Source organism: Dehalococcoidia bacterium (genome assembly GCA_041653995.1).
Taxonomy (GTDB): Bacteria; Chloroflexota; Dehalococcoidia; order GIF9; family UBA5629; genus CAIMUM01.
The window spans coordinates 725,236-744,692 of sequence record JBAZEK010000001.1 but is presented as its reverse complement, the minus strand read 5'-3'; the positions used below and the strand labels follow the sequence as shown (position 1 = coordinate 744,692).

The window sequence follows — 19,457 nt, the reverse complement described above, 5'->3', positions numbered from 1 at the left end:
GTTGGGTGTTTCCTTGTGACGATTATTGCGGAATGTTAAGGGGGTGGTTGGGGACGAACGATAGTGCACCGTACAATAGTTTCAGTAACGGGTCGGCCAATGGAGAATGTCTATGCTTAGAGCTTCAATGGCAGACTATGTGATGAGTGTTTGAATACTAATTGGTTTGTCAATCTCAAACATGCCATGGAGATTATTGAGGATTAGTGCAAGTATTACACCGAAGTCGGGGCATACAGTTCATTGAATCACAGAACACTGGTGGAGTATGCTTATACAGCGGTTGGATTCTAAGCGCAGGTACTGCTGAATCCTGGGGTAAGGTCATACACACGATAACCATGTAAAGAGAACTGAGATAATGAGAGAATTTCAACGAAGATGATTGACAGAGAACTGGGAAACATTATGGAGAAGCTGGGTCCGCTGTATGCCAACCCGCTTCCTGCCTCCCGAAGTGGCCCAATTTTCTCGGCGTTTTCTTACCCTACGAAAATTTCACCGGAATCAATTGCTGTATTTGTCGCCTCTCACACTAAACCAGGTGACACTGTATTGGATGTCTTTGGAGGAAGTGGCACTGCTGGGCTTGCCGCAATGCTCTGTGACAATCCTACCACGGCAGTTATAAAGTTAGCTAAAAAACTTAAGGCCCCAGTACAATGGGGACCTCGTAAAGCAATTATCTATGAGTTATCACCTTTATGTGCTTTTGTTGCCCAAACAATTACCAGCCCACCTGACCCAACTGAGTTTTTGGCAGAAGCTGAAGCATTGATTGCCAGATGTGAAAGACGCACTGGGAACCTATATGCAGCCCAAGGCCCAAATGGCGAGCCGGGAGTCATCCGATATGCAATTTGGACAGAGGTTCTTGAGTGCCCGTTTTGTAAAAGCAGGACACGCTTTTGGGATGCCGCCGTAAGCTTCAATCCACTTGTAATAAGTGAGACTTTTAATTGTCCAGTATGTGGCAAAACATCTTCATTGTGTAATATGGCCAGAACCGAAGAGATATTTAACGATTCCTTTATACACACTCAAAGTAGGCGCAGAATCCGTGAGATAGCAATGGTCTACGGTCGTACTGGGAGAACCAATTGGGTACGACCTGCTAACGATAAAGATGTCGAGATAGCAAACTGTGCGCTTGAGTGCAAGATCCCGAGCTGTGCTCCTGTCTCAATTGTTCCATGGGGAGATCTATATCGTAGTGGGTATCATACTGGCATTACTCATGCCCATCAATTCTACACTCCGCGAAATTGGCTAGCTATGGCCACAATATGGGATGAAATTAACAACGCACCTCAACCCTTGCGTGATTCTTTAAAGCTCTTAGCATTGAGCTATAATGCCACGCATGCTACGTTAATGACGCGTGTAGTCATCAAGCACAATCGGAGCGAATTCGTTCTAACAGGCGCCCAAACAGGAGTCTTATACATCAGTAGCTTGCCTGTTGAGAAGAACATTTTTAATGGCCTGCGACGCAAAGCAAAAACGCTCGGCAAAGCTTTTGCAGCTTTAGGAGGAAGAGGCTCAGTGCAGATTGTTAATGCAAGTAGTCGGAAGCTTGACCTGCCTGATCGTTCAGTCGATTATGTATTCACAGATCCGCCTTTCGGTGGTTTTATACCGTACTCTGAGATCAATTATTTGAATGAGGTCTGGCTGGGTCGACTAACAAATAGAGCAGAAGAAATCATCTTGAGCACTTCACAAAGCAAGACACTGGATGTGTATGGCTCCATGATGGCCAATGTATTCACCGAAATAGCTCGTGTCCTGAAAGATGACGGAATGGCAACAATTGTTTTTCATGCTGCCCAGGCTGATATTTGGCAGTCCCTTCAAAGAGCCCATCTGGCTGCAGGTTTGCGTATAGAACGCGCCAGTGTTCTAGACAAACTCCAATCTAGCTTCAAACAGGTTAATTCCACTAATTCGGTAAAAGGAGACCCGCTTTTTCTTCTTGTAAAAGAAACTACTGCGCATATGCCTAAAGACGGCACTGCAGATATTAACGCCATTATCACAGAACTAATGACATCTGCGGCGAAAGCTCCTGATGTGAAAGAACGTACACCTGAAAGACTATATTCCCGGTTTGTGACACTCTGCATGCAACGAGATCTATCCGTCACCATCAATGCGGCGGATTTTTATTATCGGATTAGGGAGCTTATTCATGTTTGCGAGGCTGATAACCCTAATTCATGTTATAGAAACTGGGGGGCGAAAACTGGCGGAGCATAAGAAACAACTAGGGCAGTACTTCACTGGAGTTAAGCTTGCTCGACTTCTCGCTAGGCTCTCATTTGCTGAGAATGTTACTAATGCGTTGGATCCAATGGCTGGATCCGGTGACATGCTCAAAGCTGTGAGGGAGTGGACTCCTTCAGCTGACCTATGCGGTATCGAGCTTGACACGCGGTATGCAGACTCCACTAGAATTCGCCTTGGAAAGCATTCCAATATAATTACAGGGAATGCTTTTTCGTGGGAGACGATATCACAGCTACCAACCAACGCATTTGACTTTGTTATAACGAATCCTCCTTATGTGAGATATCAAACTTATTCCACAAAGTCAAAAGGTGAATCATTCGATGCCAATAGTGTGAGGTCAGGGTTATTAAGTATCATCTCGCAATTACCGAGTTTAAATGATACCGATCGTAAAATATTGGCCACACTCGCCCAGTCTTATTCGGGATTATCTGATTTGGCTATACCCTCTTGGATTTTGTGCGCGGCTTTGGTAAAACCAGGAGGAACGTTGGCCATGGTCGCCCCCGAATCATGGCTAACTCGCGACTTTGCCGATGTAATTCGTTATCTTCTTCTGAAATTGTTTCTGCTTCGCTGGACAGTCGAAAATGAAGCCCGAGATTGGTTCAAGGACGCTCAGATAAAGACTTGCCTTTTAGTCGCCAAACGGACAACATTACCACGGGCATTGCATGAATCTATCTCGAATGAATCATACTTGAGGGTCGTCCTAAGAAACGGATCTCAAGATAGTCGTGGACCTTCAGGAGGTTTATTTCCAGATAAAAATGACCCCGATACTCTATTGCGCGAGTTGATCATCAGTGCGGAAACTCAAGGCAGTTGCTCCAGAAAAGGTATCAGCATAAACAGATACAATTTATCGGCTGATTTGAATAACTTATTAGCCACCTCAAGTTCTTCAATTTGGCTTCGTAATTTGGAACCGTGGATCAAAGCGGAGCATTTGTCAGCGTCCATCAGAAGAGCGATACTTCCGCAACCTCTACTGAGTCTCCTTTCAGCCGAAGTAACAGACTCATTACAGTCCCCGGAGCAGCTTGGTCTAAAAGTGGGTCAGGGACTTCGTACTGGAGCAAATACCTTCTTTTATTGTGATAACCTTATGTTTGGTGAGGAATTCAGTTTGGTTGCGCAAAGTCGAGAGTTGGGTAAATCCGTCCTTTTACCTAGCGAAGTCCTTTATCCTGTACTTAGAAAACAAGATGAACTGTCAGAAGGCTTTGCTCTCCACTTAAACAAACTGCAAGGCCGGCTGCTAATATTAGATGCATATTCACCTCCTGAATTGGATATACCTGAGCCAGGTCGTAGATTAATGCCTGAAGGACTTCGTGGTTTAGTCTTGGCCGCTCAACATACTAAGGTGAGTACTAGCCGAGACGCGAAACTGATCCCTGAATTGTCTGCAGTGCGAACCAATGTGGTACCACCTAGAGCAAAGAACAATTGGATTGCTCGACATTGGTTCATGCTTCCGCCACTAACTCATCGTCATAAGCCGGACCTGTTCGTGGCTCGTGTCAATTACATACATCCGAAGACATTACTAAATCCGAATCGTACGGCTATTATCGATGCAAATTTTTCAACTCTCTGGGTTGAACCAACAATTTCAGGACCAGATATTCTAGCCTTTTTGGCTATTATGAATTCAGCATGGTGCCTAGCTGCTATGGAACTTATAGGAACAGTGATGGGAGGTGGCGCCTTAAAACTCGAAGCCACTCATATTCGGAGGTTGCCAATACCTAGACTATCTGCGCAGGAATGGGGTGAGCTTAGACTATTGGGCCATGACCTGGCGTCTAATGTATCTCCCCTACAAACAATGGAGAGAATTGATATTATAATTGCCACTAGACTATTTGGAGATAGTAGAGCCGTTGAATCACTAGCTGCACTTCGCACAATAAACAGTACGTGTCTTGGAGCACGGAGAAAAAATGAGATTTGACGCAGAACAAATCACTGCCGCAATAGACTATTTAAGACAAGCAATAATACTGATGGATCGGGGCGCCTCAGAAGATGTCGTCCGCAGCAACTTTACCTCGTATATCTATCGTATGTTTCCATATAGACCCCGTTGGGCTCAACTCCACGTAGAGGGCAGCGAAGCAGTGACTCAGTTCCACCGAGACGGCGCAGTTCATCGAGGCTTCGTTGATAATCTTGTTGACTCTACTGCGATCGAATATGAGGCCAATATATCAATTCAGTCTAATTTTAATGCCGGTTATTCACAGATTCAGGATTACTGTGCTGGGTTACTAAATGACAACAGACAACCAAACATGATCGTCGGTGTTCTATCTGACACGGTTCGTTGGCGGGCATATAAAATAGCGTCAATTACAAGACCCGAAAGCGGTTTGTACGGCAGAGCACACATAAAACTTGAACAAATCGATCAAGTAGACTGCTCGCTTGTCGATGACGCCGCAGCGAGGAATGTTCTCAATTTTCTCATTCGCTACCTCGCACGGTTGGGTGCACGACCTCTGACAGCCATCGCGATACAATCTGATTTAGGGTTCGAAAGCACTTTTTGTTCCGCCCACATCGAACCCTTGCATCTAGTGGTCGAACAAGCATTTGATGCTAACCCCACATACGGGAATATCATCGAGAACCTTTGGAAGCGTTTCGTCAGCTTTGTAGGCACGAGTGGATCGGCAGGCAAATTCGAGCGTGCAGACTATGCCGATGAACTTTATATACTTACCCTTGCCAAGCTCATTTGCGCAGATGCACTCGAGGGAAAGGTTATAATTGGGGATCGCTCGTATATTGAATCGATAGTCAGGGGCTATTTTTTTAAGGCAAGAGGATTAAATAATCTAGTCGAATATGACTATTTTGGTTGGTTACACGAGCCACCCTTAATTGAAGCTATTGTAGAGATTGCTACCAAAATGCAGGATGACCTACAAGCTTATGACTTTGCCAGCGCACCCTCGGATGATTTATTTGGGCAGTTAATGGCCCAATTGGCAAAACGCACTCAACGTATCCTACTTGGTCAGGAATGGACACCGCGCTGGCTTGCCCGGGAATTAGTGAGAAGTGTTATGCAATCTTTACCAGGAAATGAGATGCCGCGCCTCGTTGATATGTGTTGTGGCTCGGGGGCGATGGTGGTTGAAACAGTCTTACAGGCAAAAACACGCATCGCCTCAATAATTCCAGGAAGCGATGGTGAACGTCGGATTCAGGAACTAGCCTTGGCTATAACCGGATTTGACATTAACCCTCTGGCTACTATCCTTGCGAAAATCGGCTGGGTTTTAGCTGCACGTGATTGGCTTGAGCCGTTGGGGGCTTTTTCCATAACAATTCCGATATATAATGCCGACTCTCTATTTGCGGTAACGCCATTGTCTAATCAACTAGAAGTTGAGGGACAAGAGACTCATCAATTACAGATAGCAGATTCTATTGTCGAACTACCCCATTTTCTGATCTCGCCTTCTTTCCAGGGAGCATTCGACGCAATTATTGATGAAGCCTATGAGTTGGGCATGACTGGAGGAAACTCACCTATTAATCTTAGCGATGCCCAACTTGATCAAGCAACACGTGTTGCATTAGCTGCTTCAAGCCCAAAACTGGTGGATACAGATGTTATTAAGGCAAGAGAGTTCCTTAGAACTTTCTCCGAGACAGTTGATCGGCTAAATAGGGACAGACGTAATGGTATCTGGGCTTTTATTTTGAGAAATAGCTACAGGCCAGGCCTAGTAGCCGGTCAGTTTAATGGTCTGGTTTCTAATCCTCCGTGGCTTGCTCTCAGTCGAATAGCTGATAACCCATATAAACTTGTTCTACAAAACAAGGCCGAACAATTCTCTATCAAACCGCCGGGGCCATCGTTCCTACATATTGAAATGGCCACTATCTTTCTTCTACATGCAGTCGCCCGCTATTTGCAGTCTGGGGCAAGGATAGCTTGTATTGTGCCCGATTCAGTGCGAACTGGATATAACCATAATCCATTTCGACTCGCTGAATATGCACATGCACTAAAACCTGTTAATTTTGACGTCGAAGAAGTATGGCGTATTTCGGAGACTACCTTCAAAAACCGTGGAGCAGTCTTGATTGGATCGAAGAGCAATCCTCGGGCTATGTTCTTAGATACGATATCAGGTTTCTATGCCAGCGAAATTGGTATGTCACCAATGACAATTTACCGGAATGTCCGTGGTAAACGGATTTCTTGGAGTGAGCATATCAGTCCCGCGGGAGACGCAGGATTTTTCCATCCAGCCGATTTCCGACAGGGGGCCGATATTATGCCCAGAACGATTTATTTCCATGAAATTGCACATGCTCCGCCGTCTCGAGGTCGAGCTCAGTTGCGTATTAGTTCTATTGATCGACAGACAAGTAAACTGTCATTCACGGTCAAAGACGCTAAGAGACTCCCGGATTTTCACCTTGATCCTTGCGTTCTCCCGGCTGATCTTTTCTTTAATGTACTTACCTCAAATCAACTAACGCCGTTTGAAATATACTCACCGGTTCCTACTCTGCTCCCAATTCGCAGGGATCGAGGTAAATGGGCGCCACTTGGGGAGGTGGATGTCGCAACTATGGGTCCATCCACAGTCAATGCTTTTCGCCAGATTTGTATGGCACTCGGTTCCGGCAAGAGAATTGGAGACGTTTGGAATCTGATTAACAAGAGAGAGAAGCTTGCCCAACAGCATATTGGCGAAGTTGGCTACCTTGTATTCACAGGAAGAAGCGGAGAATTAGTCTGTTCCGCGTTTGCCGAATCCAGGTCTCTTGGCTGGGATCGTTTAGTCGTTGATCAGACTCTCTATTGGGCCCAAGTTGATACTTTACAGGAAGCTATTTATTTGACAGGCTTATTCAATAGTGAGGCTATCAGTCATGTCATCCGGGAATTTCAACCAGACGGAGCATTTGGGAAAAGGCATATTGACACATTACCTTTTGGCGTTACGCCTCCTTACGACTCTGACCAGACACTTCATCAAGATGTCGTAACATGTACGCGAAAGCTGATTGAAGAATATCAAGAGGCAAAGAATCAAGATAGGGCGCTCGCACGTGCTCTCGATCCGAATAACGGCCCTTTGGCTAAGCGAAGACTCGTAATCAGTCGGAAGCTAAGGGGATTATCAGCATATCCTGCATACGCGGATATATGTAGGGCTTTGTACGGTGTCTAATTTATTTTGTCTTTTTATAGCAGATCGTTTGAATATATAGTGTGAAGAAAGTAAGACAGGTTTATAAAATAAGGCAATCACTCATATTATCAAACAGATACGTGAATAAATGGGGAGGATCATCATGACTACTAGGAAAGAAGAGATAGTATCGGCGGCTTTAAAGATATTAATATCGAACCCTGATGGGATACACTATTCTGAGCTTGTAAGAAAAATTTCAGAGCAATGTCCACATATACCGATCAATACAGTTCATGGGAACGTTTGGGATTTAGACACTGAACATCCAGATGAAATTTATAAACCTGCAAAAGGGGTATTTCGTCATGTCAGTTTTAAAGAAAGGGAGATAAAGGAAGAAGGGATTAAACCTGAGAAAGTTCATGAAGACATGTTCTATCAACCATTTGCTGACTGGCTTGTGAATGAAGCAGAAGATTGTACAAAAGCTATAGCGCTAGGGAAAAACAAGTTTAGGGATAAATGGGGAACGCCTGACGCGATAGGTAAACGCGAATCACTTCCCAGTGATATCTTAAAAGCTCCAACCGAAATTGTATCGGCAGAGATTAAAGTAGATACTAAAGACTTGATTACGGCGTTTGGCCAAGCCTGTTCGTACAGACTGTTTAGCCATAAATCATACATAGTAGTTCCAAGAGATTCATCGCAAGAGGATATCTCCAGAATCGATTCATTATGCGTGATTTTCGGAATTGGTTTAGTACTATTCGATAGCACAAATGTAGCTTCCCCTCAATTTGAAATGAAAGTCAGACCTTTTAGACAAGAGCCAGATATGTTTTATGCAAACAAATATGTCAGGTTGATAGAAAAAGAATTGTTTGGTTAATCTTTCTGGAGTAGGCTTATACAAAGACCGGATTCTAAAACGGGGAGCTGCCAAACACGGGGTAAGGTCACCCCCATTAAATTGTATGGTAATATTCTGCTGGCAATATAAAACTGTGTGGGACTCACCTTCCCAGCGTTATTTGGTGAAATAATAAGGCACACTTTTTGTCAGGAATAGGTATATTATGGATAGCATTGGATTGGCCAAGATGCCCATCAATTTCGTCCCTTTTGTTGGCGCGGTTGCAAATAGGGCGGAGCGGCTCACTCGCCATGCAGAAAAACAGAAGGTCTTCGGCTGGTTCTGTACTTATACTCCAATTGAGATAATACATGCAGCCGTGTTCATGCCTTTCCGGATCCATGGCGGCACGATAACGGTGGAGAAGGCCGGCAGCCTGGTCCCCAACTTCGTCTGCCCCTATATGCGTACCTCGCTGGAGAGGGCGCTGCGCGGCGAGTACAAATATCTCTGGGGCGTAATACAGGGCTACACGTGCGATATATCGTGCGGTATGATGAATATCTGGGCGGAGAACAGCGGGCTGAAGACTTTCCACACGGTGCCGCTGCCGTATAACACGGATGTAAACGCCAGGAAATTCTACAGGCAGACGCTGAACGAGCTCATAGATAAACTAGCTGCGGCAGGTGGAAAGGTCAATGATGCATCGCTGAAGCGGTCGCTGGACCTCTATGCGGAGATCAGGAAGAAGCTGCTGCGGCTGCATGAGTTTCGTATGCAAAATATATTCGCTCCGCCGGCACGCGACTTTTACACAATAATGGAGGCAGGATTCTGCATGCCGCCCGAGGAGTACCTGGAACATCTGACTAATCTTCTGGCTTCAGTCGAAAAGGGCAAGGCTGCTCCGGTCAGGGGTGTGCCGGTGTTGGTATCGGGCAGCATTGTGGAGCAGATGTGGATATTCGATCTGCTGGAGGCAGCAGGTGGACAGGTGGTGGCGGACGACCTGTGCAACGGGTATAGATATTGCGAACCGGCCGACGGCTCGGGCGCGGATCCCATGGACCGGCTGATCGACCGCTACATGCACCGCTTCCCCTGCCCGTCGCGCTCGACCATACAGGACCGCGTCCCGCGGGTGAAGGAGCTGGTGGAGAGGGCGGGCGCAAAGGGCGTGATCTTCCTCTTTCAGAAGTTCTGCACGCCGCACCTGGCCGACTATCCTGCGCTGTCGGAGGCACTGAGGGACGAGGGCATCGCGGTGCTTCCGATCGAGATGGACGAGAGCGGCAACATCGAGGGACAACTAAAGACGCGCTTCGGCGCCTTCTTCGAGATGATAAATGGATAAACCGCAGAATACGGGGAAATCGACCAAACGACTGGCCACCGCCAGGGAGCTGCAGAAGATCGTGGCCGAGTTCTACCTGGAAGGCCACGAGGCCAAAAAGGCCGGCAAGCCCATCGGCTGGATGCCGCCCATGAACGGGCTGATCGAGATCTTCTACGCCATGGACCTGCAGCCGGTCTTCCCCGAGAACTGGTCCCCCGTCTGCGCCGCCTTCGGGCTGATTCATAAAAACTATATGACCGCCGAGTCCATGGGCTTCTCGCCGGACCTGTGCGGTTACCTGCGCAACTGCGTGGGCTATATCAACGGCCTTATGGGCGAGGAAGGCGTGCCGCTGAACGGACTGCCGGAACCCGACATGATCTTCGTGCCGGGCGCGGGCTGCGTTCCCGCCATGAAGAACTTCCAGTACATCGCCAAACGCTTCCCCGACGCAAAGGCCTTCAACGCCGACCTGCCCCAGGTGCCGATCGAGAATATCCAGCGCTACCACATCGATTACGCACTGAGCGAAATACACCGTATCATCGAATTCCTGTCCGAGACTACCGGCAGAAAGATGGACTACGACAGGCTGGCCGAGGTGGTGCGTCTGTCCGACCAGTCCTGCGCACTGTGGGACGAGATCACCTCCTACCGGCGCTGCATTCCTACGCCCATCTCGGCGGCTGAGGTGGGACTGATGTTCGTGATGGTCACACGGCAGGGCACGCAGCTCGCAGTGGACTATCTTACGAAGGTGAGAGACGAGGTCAAGCAGCGCGCGGAGAACAAGACCGGCATCATTGCCGAGGAGAAGGTGCGGCTGTTCTGGGACAACATACCGCTGTGGTACAACCTGGGGCTTTTCAACTACTTCGAGAGATACGGGGGCGTGGTGGTGGCCGAGACCTACTCAGCGGCCTGGTCCATACGCCTCGACACCTCCAACCCGCTGGAGGCGCTGGCCATGAAGTCGCTGCAGTCCTACCCCATGGTGTCCTGCGTCTCGATGAAACGCAGAAAGGACATGGTGCTCAAGGCCTGCCGGGACTACCACATCGACGGCGTGATACTGCACTCCAACAAGTCCTGCCTGCCCATCACGCTGGGACAGATGGACATCAAACGCGCGCTGCAGGCGGAACTGGGCGTGCCCTCGGTGGTGATCGAGGCCGACCACATGGACCCCGCCAATTTCTCAATGTCGCAGTTCGAGGATAGAGCAGGGGCTTTCATGGAGATGCTCCTTCAGAGGAAGGGGTAGGATTGCCACGGCCTTCGGCCTCGCAATGACGGGAAAATATAATCGTGAAAACTTGCATTAGTGCAGTTATAATGTGATAATACAATGTAATATTACATTAGAAGTGTGAAAATGCATGAATGCCATAGCTAAGACGTATATTCACAGGTTGTTGAAATGCCCGGAGGTTTCATTCTTCCTGTTCGGTCCGCGCGGCACTGGCAAGAGCACATGGTTGCGACACGTGTTGCCGAGCGCGCTTTTTCTGGACCTGCTGGATGCATCCCTCTTTCTTGAGCTATCGCGTGACCCCCACAGGTTGGAAGCCATGGCCGGCGGTCTCACGGATGATTCCTGGATAGTGCTGGACGAGATACAAAAGATACCCTCCCTGCTCGACGAAGTCCATCGACTGATGGAATCGCGGCGCTGGCGTTTCGCGCTCTGCGGATCATCGGCGCGTAAGCTGCGCAGGGAGGGAGCCAACCTGCTGGCGGGCCGCGCCATCACTTTGAATATGGAGGGTTTCTCCGCTGCAGAGCTGGGTAAGTCTTTTGATCTGGTATCGTCTATAGAGTGGGGCTCGCTGCCCATGGTCCAGCGCGACCCGCAGCAGGCGCCCGACATCCTTGAAGCTTACCTCGATACGCATATACGTGAGGAGATAAGGCAGGAGGGCCTGCTGCGCAACGTGCCGCCCTTCATGCGGTTCATAACCGTGGCCGGGCAAATAAACGGACAGGTTGTCAATATGCAGAACATCGCCCGTGATGCCGGCGCGGCACGCAGCACCGTGGAATCATATTTCTCCATCATCGTGGATACACTGCTGGGACATTTCCTGCCAGCCTGGCGGGCCGGACTTAAAGTGCGGGAAGCCGCCCATCCTAAATTCTACTGGTTCGATCCTGGCCTCGCGCGGACGGCCGCCGGACAGGCGCGCAATCCGCTTGACGGCAGCGTACAGGGGTTTGCCCTGGAAACTCTGGTCTATCATGAACTGCGTGTTTATAACCAGGTCAGCCGCAAATACCGGCCCGTGCATTATTACCGCACTCCGGCAGGTGTGGAAGTGGATTTTGTTGTTGAGACTTCTAAAAGCAACACTGGTTCCATACCGAACATAGTAGCTATCGAGGTCAAAAGGGCCGATAGCTGGAAACGTACCTGGGAAAAACCACTGCTGTCATTAGGATCCTCGGATAAGGTAAAGGCGGACAGGCTGATTGGAGTGTACTCAGGCCAGCGGTCATATCGGTTCGGACCTGTGGAAGTTATGCCGTTTGACAGGTTCTGCGAGCTTTTGCATAAAGGCGAGTTTTTCTAAAACCTGTTTTGCGTGACTGCGGGTACACAGGATTGCCGCGCTTCGCTCGCAATGACGAAGCTATTTCCCCAGGAAGTCGGGCTTGAGGAAGGCGGGGTCGCTCCAGTCATAGAAGCCTTTGCCCGTCTTCATGCCCAGCAGGCCTTTGGCTATCATGTCCTTCAACGCCTGCGGCGGCAGGTCCTGCGCGTCTCTGGTCTCGTTGTAGTACGACATCTCGATGTCCCAGACCACGTCCAGACCGATCACGTCCATCATGGCGAAGGGCCCAAGCTCCACCTTGAACTGCAGCATCCAGGAGCGGTCGATGTCCAGGGGATCGCCGTATCCCCCCGCCCACAGCTTGAGGGACTCGCGCTTGACCATCCTCCAGAGACGGTTGCCCAGGTAGCCCATAATCGGCTTTTTGACCACCACGGGAACGCAGCCTATGCTCTGCGCCCACGCCCTGGCGGACTCGATATTATCGGCGGTCGTGGCGCTGCCGGGCATGATGTCCACCAGCGGCAGGTCGATCATGGGCGAGTCGAAATGTATATTCAGCACCCTGTCTTTACGTGACACGGCGTCCTCCAGCTTCACAACCGGTATGGATGAGCTGTTGGAGGCGATCAGCGCCGCTGCCGGCGCGGCCGCCTCAACCTGTTTGAATATCTTCTTCTTGAGGTCGATGCTCTCGCTGACGGCTTCGATCACCAGGTCGGCGTCCGCCACCGCTTCGGACAGCGAAGCGCAATAGATTATTTTTTTCTGGGCGGCATCGAGCCTCTCAGCCTGTGCGGACATGCCTTTCAGACCGAAGATGCCCTTCAGCCCTTCGATGCCTTTGGAGGCAGATCGTGGATCGAGGTCGAAAACCTTTACCCCGTTGCCGGCCAGGGCCGCGACCGCCGAGATCTGGACGCCCATGAAGCCCGCGCCGATGACGGCGACCTTATTTATCTTGAGCATAATGCCCTCCCCTTACAAGTGAGTGTAACGTCGTTGATGAGACGCCTATTTGCGGCGCAGGCCCAGTATCTCGCGGGCCTCCGCAGGCATGGCCACCGGCCTCTCCAGTATGGCGGCCAGCTCCTGCACCCATTTGGCCTGCTCCCAGCTTCCTTTTGCCAGCTCGCCGCCCGGCATCCTGGTATTGTCCTCCAGGCCGATCCTGACGTGCCCGCCGGTGAGTACGCTCATGACCGCCGCCGGCACCTGGTTGGGACCGACCCCGCAGACGCCGAAGGTCGACCCTTCGGGCAGCAGGTCGACCATGGTCAGGTGCAGCGCGGGATTGAAGGCGATGCCGCCGAAGGCGCCGTACACGAACTGGAAGTTGAGCGGCGCGGCGAAGAGGTCCTTCTGCTTGCTCAGCAGCTCTATGTTGTAGATGCCCGCCGGGTCGTATACCTCGAACTCCGGCTTGACCGCGTGCTGCTTCATCACTTTGGCGAAATCGGCGATCATGCCCAGCTTGTTTTCGAAGGTATACTCGAAGAAGACCTCGCCGGTCCGATGGTCGGCGATGCCGTCATTCATGGTCGCGCTGTTCATGCTGCCGATATCGGGCTTGAGCTCGATGATGGGCGCTATGCGCTGCTCCGGCGTCAGCCCGACGGTGATGGCGGTGCTCAGGTTGATGATGATGTCGGGACAGCGTTTCCTGATGGCCTCGACGGTTGCACCGATGACGCCCACGTCGGCGGTTGCAAACTCCGTCTTGGGGTCGCGGGCATGTATGTGTACAATGCTCACGCCGTATTGCATGCACTTCTCGCATTCGTCCGCGAACTCCTGCGGAGTGTAGGGCACGTTGGGATTGTTCGATTTGAAGGTGGCGCCGCCCGATACGGCGGCGGTGATGATCAACTTATCTCCCTTAGCCACTTGGGCCTCCTTTCGCTTATTTTGGTCCGCGTCAATAGGTACCTGAGAGGAGCTTGGCCAGGTTCCACTTCCACTTCGTATACGGCGGGTTGATGGCCTGGCTGACCAGCTCGGTCCAGGTGCCCTGGCGGATCACGCTCTTGCGGTGGCTGAAGGCTTCGAAGCTCAGCTTGCCGTGATAGGTGCCCATGCCGCTGGCGCCCACGCCTCCGAAGGGGATGCCCGGCGTGGCGCTGTGCAGGTTGGCCGTGTTGATATCCACGCCGCCGGCGGTGGTCCTCTCCAGTATCATCCTCTCCTCATTGCGGTCCTCTGTATAGATGCACTGGGCCAGAGGCTTGGGACGCGCGTTCACGAACTTGATGGCCGCCTCCAGGTCCGGCACGGCGATCACCGGCATGACGGGTCCGAAGATCTCTTCCTGCATGAGGGGACTGTCCGGCGATACGTTTACCAGCACCGTGGGCGCGATATACAGGTCCGACTCGTCCATCTGCCCGCCCACGTAGACCTCCTGGCCTTCGAGCAGGGCGGCCACGCGCCTGAAGTGGTGCACGTTCACGATGCGGCCGTAGTCCTCACATTTCTGCGGGTCGTCGCCATAAAACTCCTTAATCGTTTTGGCCATGCACTCCAGGAAGGGCTTCTCGACCGATTTCTCAACCAGCACGTAGTCAGGCGCGGTGCACGTCTGGCCGTTGTTGTAGTACTTGCCCCAGGCCAGGCGACGGCAGGCTACCTGCATTTTGGCGTTTTTAGTGAAAAAGGCGGGACATTTGCCGCCCAACTCCAGGTTCACCGTGGTCAGATTTTTGGCGGCAGCCTCCAGCACGATGCGTCCCACACGACCGTTGCCGGTATAGAAGATATGGTCGAAGTACTGCGCCAGCAGGGCGGTGGTCTGGGCTACCCCGCCCTCCACCACGGCCACGGCGTCGTTGTCCATATACTGCGGCACGTATTTGGCCACCAGCCCCGATGTATGCGGCGCTATCTCGGACGGCTTGATCACCACGCAGTTACCCGCGCCGATGGCGCCCACCGTGGGATTCATAACCAGCTCCAGAGGATAGTTCCAGGGGGCGATGACCAGCGTCACGCCCAGAGGATCGAGCACGGTCCAGGCCTTGGATGGGAAAAAGCCGAAGTCCGGCTCCAGCGGCCTGGGCCTGACCCACTTCTTCAGACCCTTGATGGCTACGTCTATCTCGTTCTGCGCGCAGAAAACGTCGCCGGTCCAGGCTTCATACAGCGGCCGCCCGGTGTCGTAAGTAAGCGCGTCGATGAACTCCCGGTAGTGCTCCTTCAACATGGCTCTCATGGCCTTGAGCTGTCCCATACGCCAGTTTATATCGTGTGTTTTACCCGTGTTGAAGGTGTTGCGCAGCTTCTTGACTATGGCTGCGATATCCCCGGCCGAGGCCGTGCCCTGCACGGGCGGAAGGCGACGGCTGGTCGTACTTACTTTATCCATAACTCTATCCTCCATTATTAGTGAGTAGCCCCGTCAACGGCAGCTACACTTTAGTCATCTGCTTGAACAGTGCGTTGATGTCTTCGCAGGTCTTGATGCCCAGTGCCGAAAGCTGGTCCGTGACGTCGACCGGCTCGGAGACGCCGTCGACGATGGTATTGAGCACGCCGCCCATGAATACGGTGACGGGCTGTCTGCGCCTGCGCGACTCCTCCACCAGATTGGTGCCCCATTCCAGACACTGGCCGTTGTGCGTGCTGACCGCGATATAGGGCGTGCCCTCTTTATGGGCCACGTCCAGTATCTGCTCGGCATCCTGGTCGACCCCCGCGTGCACAACCCTGGCGCCGAAGGCGTTGAGCACTCCCTCCAGCACATATAGGCCGAACTCGTGCGTATCGGTGGAGCCGGCCACAATCTTCTTTCCGCTGATGGAATCGCCCAATTTTTCCTGGCGGATGGCGTCCACCGTGAAATCGGTTATCATCTGCTGCATCATGATCAGGTCGGTAGGCGCGAAGGGGACGATGCCCCGGTATTTTTTGGGGTCCCTCTCGCCCGGATGGTACAGCTGCTCCAGCTTTGCGCCTCCCAGGCGGCGCACCGCCAGCAGCAGCTCGACGGGATCCTTGATATCCACGCCCAACCCGGGAAGACCTTTCAAGATATTCCTGAAAAATTTTCTGCCGTTGACGACCAGCACCCTTTTGAGCTTGTTGATCTCCGCCTCGTTGAAGATTTTGGCCTCTTCGAACTCGGGCACCTTGCGCAGCCCCGCCGCGCAGGCCAGTATGACGTCGGCTATCTCGGTTAATGTGGGGACCCTGACGGCCTCCATGATGGGTTTGGCGCTGTAAAACGCGCCGGTCTTATATTTACGCTCCAGTATGGCGTAGGGCAGGAAGTCCGCCAGCACCAGGCCGTAGTTTGAATGGGCGTCCTCGCTGACTTCCAGCGTATTCCCCTCCACGTGCACCATAACGATATCGTCCGTCCCCAGCGCCGCACTCAGCACTTCATGACTCGCCAGCCAGGTGGCCATCTTGGACGGTATGTGGCTGATCAGTCCGCCCAGACCCGTCATGTACCTGGCGCCGCAGAGCTTCTCGACGATATACTGCTCGAGCAGGCAGTAGCCGACCTCCGAGGCATGGTCGATAAACCCGGCCGATGTGCCGTCGCCCATGTAGCTGCCGATGCCCGCGCCCTGCTCGCGCTTGCCGGCCAGTATGCCCAGGGCTTCGACCGTGGCCGCGACCTGTCCCACATCGTCGTGCCAGTAGGGATAGTTCCAGGTGAACTGGGACATGGTGCCCAGGCCGGGGGCGCCTGCCTTGAGCGCGTTGACCGCGTTGCTCACCGAGTTGGGCGTTCCGACCATGTTGTCGGCGAAGAGCGGCATGATGGGCGCCGCCTGGGCCACTTTGACGAAGTCTTCCGGGCCGTCCAGCGTGAAACTGGTGCCCCTGGGCGCCTTGCTGCGCAAGTCGCCGCGCGGCAGCCCGTTGACCCAGTTGCTGGTGACTATCATGGCGCCCACGTCGGTGCCCCTTTCCTTGCACCTGTCATACATCTCCTTCATCGACTCCACCTGCTCCTTGACCGTGGCCAGCCCCATCTGCGCAACGAAAAGCACGTTGCCCTCACCGGTATTCCGGCGCCTCCAGTCCGACAGGGTGAGGCCCCTCTCGCGCTGGAAGGCGCTCACGCCCATCTCGAAAGACCGGCTGGTTTTCAGGCCCTTTTCCAGGACCTGTTTGCCTTTGGGTAACCCTTTCGGTATCAATTCTGACATCTATTCCACCTCGATCTGAATCTCAATCTAAATCTAAATCTAAATCTCAATCTAAGTCTAAATCTATTTCTTTTCCCCCAGCTTCGGCTCCTTGAGCATGAAGGTAAGTATGATGGCTACGACCAGCAGGACCGCCAGCAGCAGCATGGCAAGCGTGAACTGTCCGGTGGCGTCGCGCAGCATCTCCATGGCGGGGACGACCGCAACCGCGCAGGCGTTGCCCAGCAGCCAGAGCCACCCCAGCGAGATGCCGGCATAGCGTGCCCCGGCATACTCGACGGACAGCGCCATCAGTATGGGAAGGGCGGAGATCATGAAGAAGCCAAGCAGGAAGGAGTTGATCAGGCTGCCGGTGAATCCGAAGGGGAACAGCATCAGGACGATGAATATCACTCCCCCGATCAACGCCGTGAAGAGGAAAGGCTTGCGCTTCATAAGCTTGTCCGATATCAGCGGCATAACGATGCAGCCGATGATTGCGCCCAGTATCATGATCCCGGATACGTAGCCGACCTCGGACAGCGGGATGCCGTGGGACTCGTTGAGGAACTTCTCTATCCAGGTGGCGATGCCGTTGAAGCAGCCGGTGCCGATGAGGAAGATGATGCTGAGGAGGACGAAGCTGGGCATCTTGAGTATATCCTTGAGCCCGCGCCACTCTTTCATATCCGTGAATTCCGTCGTGGCCGCGGTCAGCCTGGCAGGTGTGGGCGGGCGCTCTTTGACCAGAACGAAGAACAGCACTACGGCCAGCACGCCGAGCAGGCTGTAGGTAAGCAGCATATTGTAATAGCCCAGCTCGACCAGCAGCAGGGGCGTTACGCCCAGGCCGATCAGCATGCCCAGGAACATGGCGACCGTGCCCAGGCTGACGGCAGTCGCCTCCTCTTTTTCAGGGAACCAGGTCACGGCTATCTTGGTCGTGCCGTTGAGTATGCAGGCCGTGCCGGCGCCCGCGCCGATCTGCGAGATGAGCAATAATAAATATACGTCGGGATTGATCAGCCGCAGGCATCCGAAGACGCCCAGCAGCAGTACGCCCGAGCCGATACCCCACCTGATGCCCTTGCGGTCGATGAGTATGCCGAAGGGTATGGAGAAAAGGATTGACATCAGGGGAAATATCAGGGCAAGCCAACCGCCCTCCATGGGCGTGATGCCCAGGTGCTCCTCCATAAAGGTCTCGACGGACGCGAAGTTAAGCCAGAAAAACTGCGATACCGCCGAAGCGTACATGTAAACGACCAGCACCACCCACCTGTACCCGTAAACTTTCTGTTCTGTCATCGATCCCCCTACCTTTTATTCAAGTTTTTGTATGAATCCGCATGCCCCGTGACAAGAAGCCGGATCGAAACCGGACCGGATTGTAAGACCGCCCTTCACTAATCTTTGCCGGAAGCACCTCCTCTTTTTTCTGATTTGACGGGTTGTTTGCCCGGGACAGCCGCGCCCGGGGCCGTTTTGTTGGATATACCGGATAATATAAGGTCGGTCTGGTGCCGGATGAACTCATCCAGCGTGCAGTGCCGTCCGATGAACCAGCGCCTGAAAGCCCACATGTCTCCCAGGACTATGATGTCGTGAGCGGTGAGCAGGATATCCTTTACCTGGAAATCGCCCGACCTGCACCCTGCCTGTAGAATCTTGCTGTACATCGCCGCCAGCTTGTCCTCGACCTCGATCAGCCTTCGGCGCTGGTCGGGCAGCATGTTCCCGCTCTCCTGGTACCAGAAGACCTGCACGTCCTGGCTGATATCTATCATATGCAGGTAGCGGTCGATGGTCAGGCGCAGGGTTTTCACGGCGCCCAGCTTCGCCAGCATCCTCTCGCTGTCACGGATGAACTCATGGACGGCGGCCAGCTCCTCGTCCATAATCATCGTTATGATATCGTCCTTGGTGCTTATATAATGGTAAAGCGTTCCCACCACGATGCCGCTCTCGCGCGCTATCTCGCGCATGGTGGTCTTGTGCAGCCCTTTCTTGAGGAACAGCCTGGCCGCAGCCATGATAACCTGACGGCGCCTGGAACTGGACTCGATCCCGGTATCCGCTTTTACCTTTTTATTCATGGTTACTCTGCGCATC

13 protein-coding genes and 1 pseudogene are annotated in these 19,457 nt (G+C 52.5%); 8 read left to right on the top strand and 6 right to left on the bottom strand.

Features of this window, described 5'->3' with window-relative positions:
* The first annotated feature begins 90 nt into the window (after positions 1 to 90).
* From WC359_03625 to WC359_03590, 8 genes and pseudogenes are all read left to right on the top strand, one after another.
* Positions 91 to 186, top strand: a pseudogene (locus WC359_03625) (integrase core domain-containing protein).
* Positions 187 to 381: 195 nt separating this feature from the next.
* Entirely contained in the window at positions 382 to 2,259 is a 1,878-nt protein-coding gene (locus WC359_03620; GenBank protein MFA5399505.1) for a DNA methyltransferase, read from the top strand.
* Entirely contained in the window at positions 2,192 to 4,252 is a 2,061-nt protein-coding gene (locus WC359_03615; protein ID MFA5399504.1) for an N-6 DNA methylase, read from the top strand. Before WC359_03620 ends, WC359_03615 begins: the two co-directional genes overlap by 68 nt.
* Positions 4,242 to 7,499, top strand: coding sequence for a hypothetical protein (locus WC359_03610; GenBank protein MFA5399503.1), 3,258 nt, complete (start codon positions 4,242 to 4,244; stop codon positions 7,497 to 7,499). The genes WC359_03615 and WC359_03610 overlap by 11 nt, the downstream gene beginning before the upstream one ends.
* Before the next feature lie 124 nt (positions 7,500 to 7,623).
* On the top strand, positions 7,624 to 8,355 hold the full coding sequence (locus WC359_03605) for a hypothetical protein (protein MFA5399502.1): 732 nt from the start codon (positions 7,624 to 7,626) through the stop codon (positions 8,353 to 8,355).
* Between the two features lie 187 nt (positions 8,356 to 8,542).
* Positions 8,543 to 9,676: a 2-hydroxyacyl-CoA dehydratase family protein gene (locus tag WC359_03600; GenBank protein ID MFA5399501.1), complete on the top strand. Its 1,134-nt coding sequence runs from the start codon at positions 8,543 to 8,545 to the stop codon at positions 9,674 to 9,676.
* Positions 9,669 to 10,922 (top strand): 2-hydroxyacyl-CoA dehydratase family protein, encoded by a 1,254-nt coding sequence (locus WC359_03595; protein ID MFA5399500.1) that lies wholly within the window; start codon positions 9,669 to 9,671, stop codon positions 10,920 to 10,922. Before WC359_03600 ends, WC359_03595 begins: the two co-directional genes overlap by 8 nt.
* A 115-nt stretch (positions 10,923 to 11,037) precedes the next feature.
* Complete coding sequence (locus tag WC359_03590; protein ID MFA5399499.1) at positions 11,038 to 12,228, top strand: AAA family ATPase; 1,191 nt, start codon at positions 11,038 to 11,040, stop codon at positions 12,226 to 12,228.
* Between the two features lie 60 nt (positions 12,229 to 12,288).
* On the opposite strand, the gene WC359_03585 is transcribed toward WC359_03590, so the two are convergent.
* The 6 genes from WC359_03585 to WC359_03560 all read right to left on the bottom strand — a co-directional run bounded on the left by WC359_03585 (position 12,289) and on the right by WC359_03560 (position 19,441).
* Entirely contained in the window at positions 12,289 to 13,179 is an 891-nt protein-coding gene (locus tag WC359_03585) for a 3-hydroxyacyl-CoA dehydrogenase family protein (protein MFA5399498.1), read from the bottom strand.
* Between the two features lie 45 nt (positions 13,180 to 13,224).
* Positions 13,225 to 14,097, bottom strand: a complete 873-nt coding sequence (locus tag WC359_03580; protein MFA5399497.1) for a 3-keto-5-aminohexanoate cleavage protein — start codon at positions 14,095 to 14,097, stop codon at positions 13,225 to 13,227.
* Positions 14,098 to 14,128: 31 nt separating this feature from the next.
* Positions 14,129 to 15,571: an aldehyde dehydrogenase family protein gene (locus WC359_03575; protein ID MFA5399496.1), complete on the bottom strand. Its 1,443-nt coding sequence runs from the start codon at positions 15,569 to 15,571 to the stop codon at positions 14,129 to 14,131.
* A 43-nt stretch (positions 15,572 to 15,614) separates the two neighbouring features.
* Entirely contained in the window at positions 15,615 to 17,366 is a 1,752-nt protein-coding gene (locus WC359_03570) for a cobalamin B12-binding domain-containing protein (protein MFA5399495.1), read from the bottom strand.
* A 63-nt stretch (positions 17,367 to 17,429) separates the two neighbouring features.
* Positions 17,430 to 18,653, bottom strand: a complete 1,224-nt coding sequence (locus WC359_03565) for an MFS transporter (GenBank protein ID MFA5399494.1) — start codon at positions 18,651 to 18,653, stop codon at positions 17,430 to 17,432.
* 98 nt (positions 18,654 to 18,751) lie between these two features.
* A complete protein-coding gene (locus WC359_03560) occupies positions 18,752 to 19,441 on the bottom strand; it encodes a TetR/AcrR family transcriptional regulator (GenBank protein ID MFA5399493.1) in 690 nt (229 codons plus the stop codon).
* Between the last annotated feature and the right edge of the window lie 16 nt (positions 19,442 to 19,457).

Excerpts from the sequence above, each read along its gene's own strand:
- WC359_03620 (MFA5399505.1), top strand. The coding sequence starts at position 382 with ATGATTGACAGAGAACTGGGAAACATTATGGAGAAGCTGGGTCCGCTG.
- WC359_03615 (MFA5399504.1), top strand. The coding sequence starts at position 2,192 with ATGTTTGCGAGGCTGATAACCCTAATTCATGTTATAGAAACTGGGGGG.
- WC359_03610 (MFA5399503.1), top strand. The coding sequence starts at position 4,242 with ATGAGATTTGACGCAGAACAAATCACTGCCGCAATAGACTATTTAAGA.
- WC359_03605 (MFA5399502.1), top strand. The coding sequence starts at position 7,624 with ATGACTACTAGGAAAGAAGAGATAGTATCGGCGGCTTTAAAGATATTA.
- WC359_03600 (MFA5399501.1), top strand. The coding sequence starts at position 8,543 with ATGGATAGCATTGGATTGGCCAAGATGCCCATCAATTTCGTCCCTTTT.
- WC359_03595 (MFA5399500.1), top strand. The coding sequence starts at position 9,669 with ATGGATAAACCGCAGAATACGGGGAAATCGACCAAACGACTGGCCACC.
- WC359_03590 (MFA5399499.1), top strand. The coding sequence starts at position 11,038 with ATGAATGCCATAGCTAAGACGTATATTCACAGGTTGTTGAAATGCCCG.
- WC359_03585 (MFA5399498.1), bottom strand. The coding sequence starts at position 13,179 with ATGCTCAAGATAAATAAGGTCGCCGTCATCGGCGCGGGCTTCATGGGC.
- WC359_03575 (MFA5399496.1), bottom strand. The coding sequence starts at position 15,571 with ATGGATAAAGTAAGTACGACCAGCCGTCGCCTTCCGCCCGTGCAGGGC.
- WC359_03570 (MFA5399495.1), bottom strand. The coding sequence starts at position 17,366 with ATGTCAGAATTGATACCGAAAGGGTTACCCAAAGGCAAACAGGTCCTG.
- WC359_03565 (MFA5399494.1), bottom strand. The coding sequence starts at position 18,653 with ATGACAGAACAGAAAGTTTACGGGTACAGGTGGGTGGTGCTGGTCGTT.
- WC359_03560 (MFA5399493.1), bottom strand. The coding sequence starts at position 19,441 with ATGAATAAAAAGGTAAAAGCGGATACCGGGATCGAGTCCAGTTCCAGG.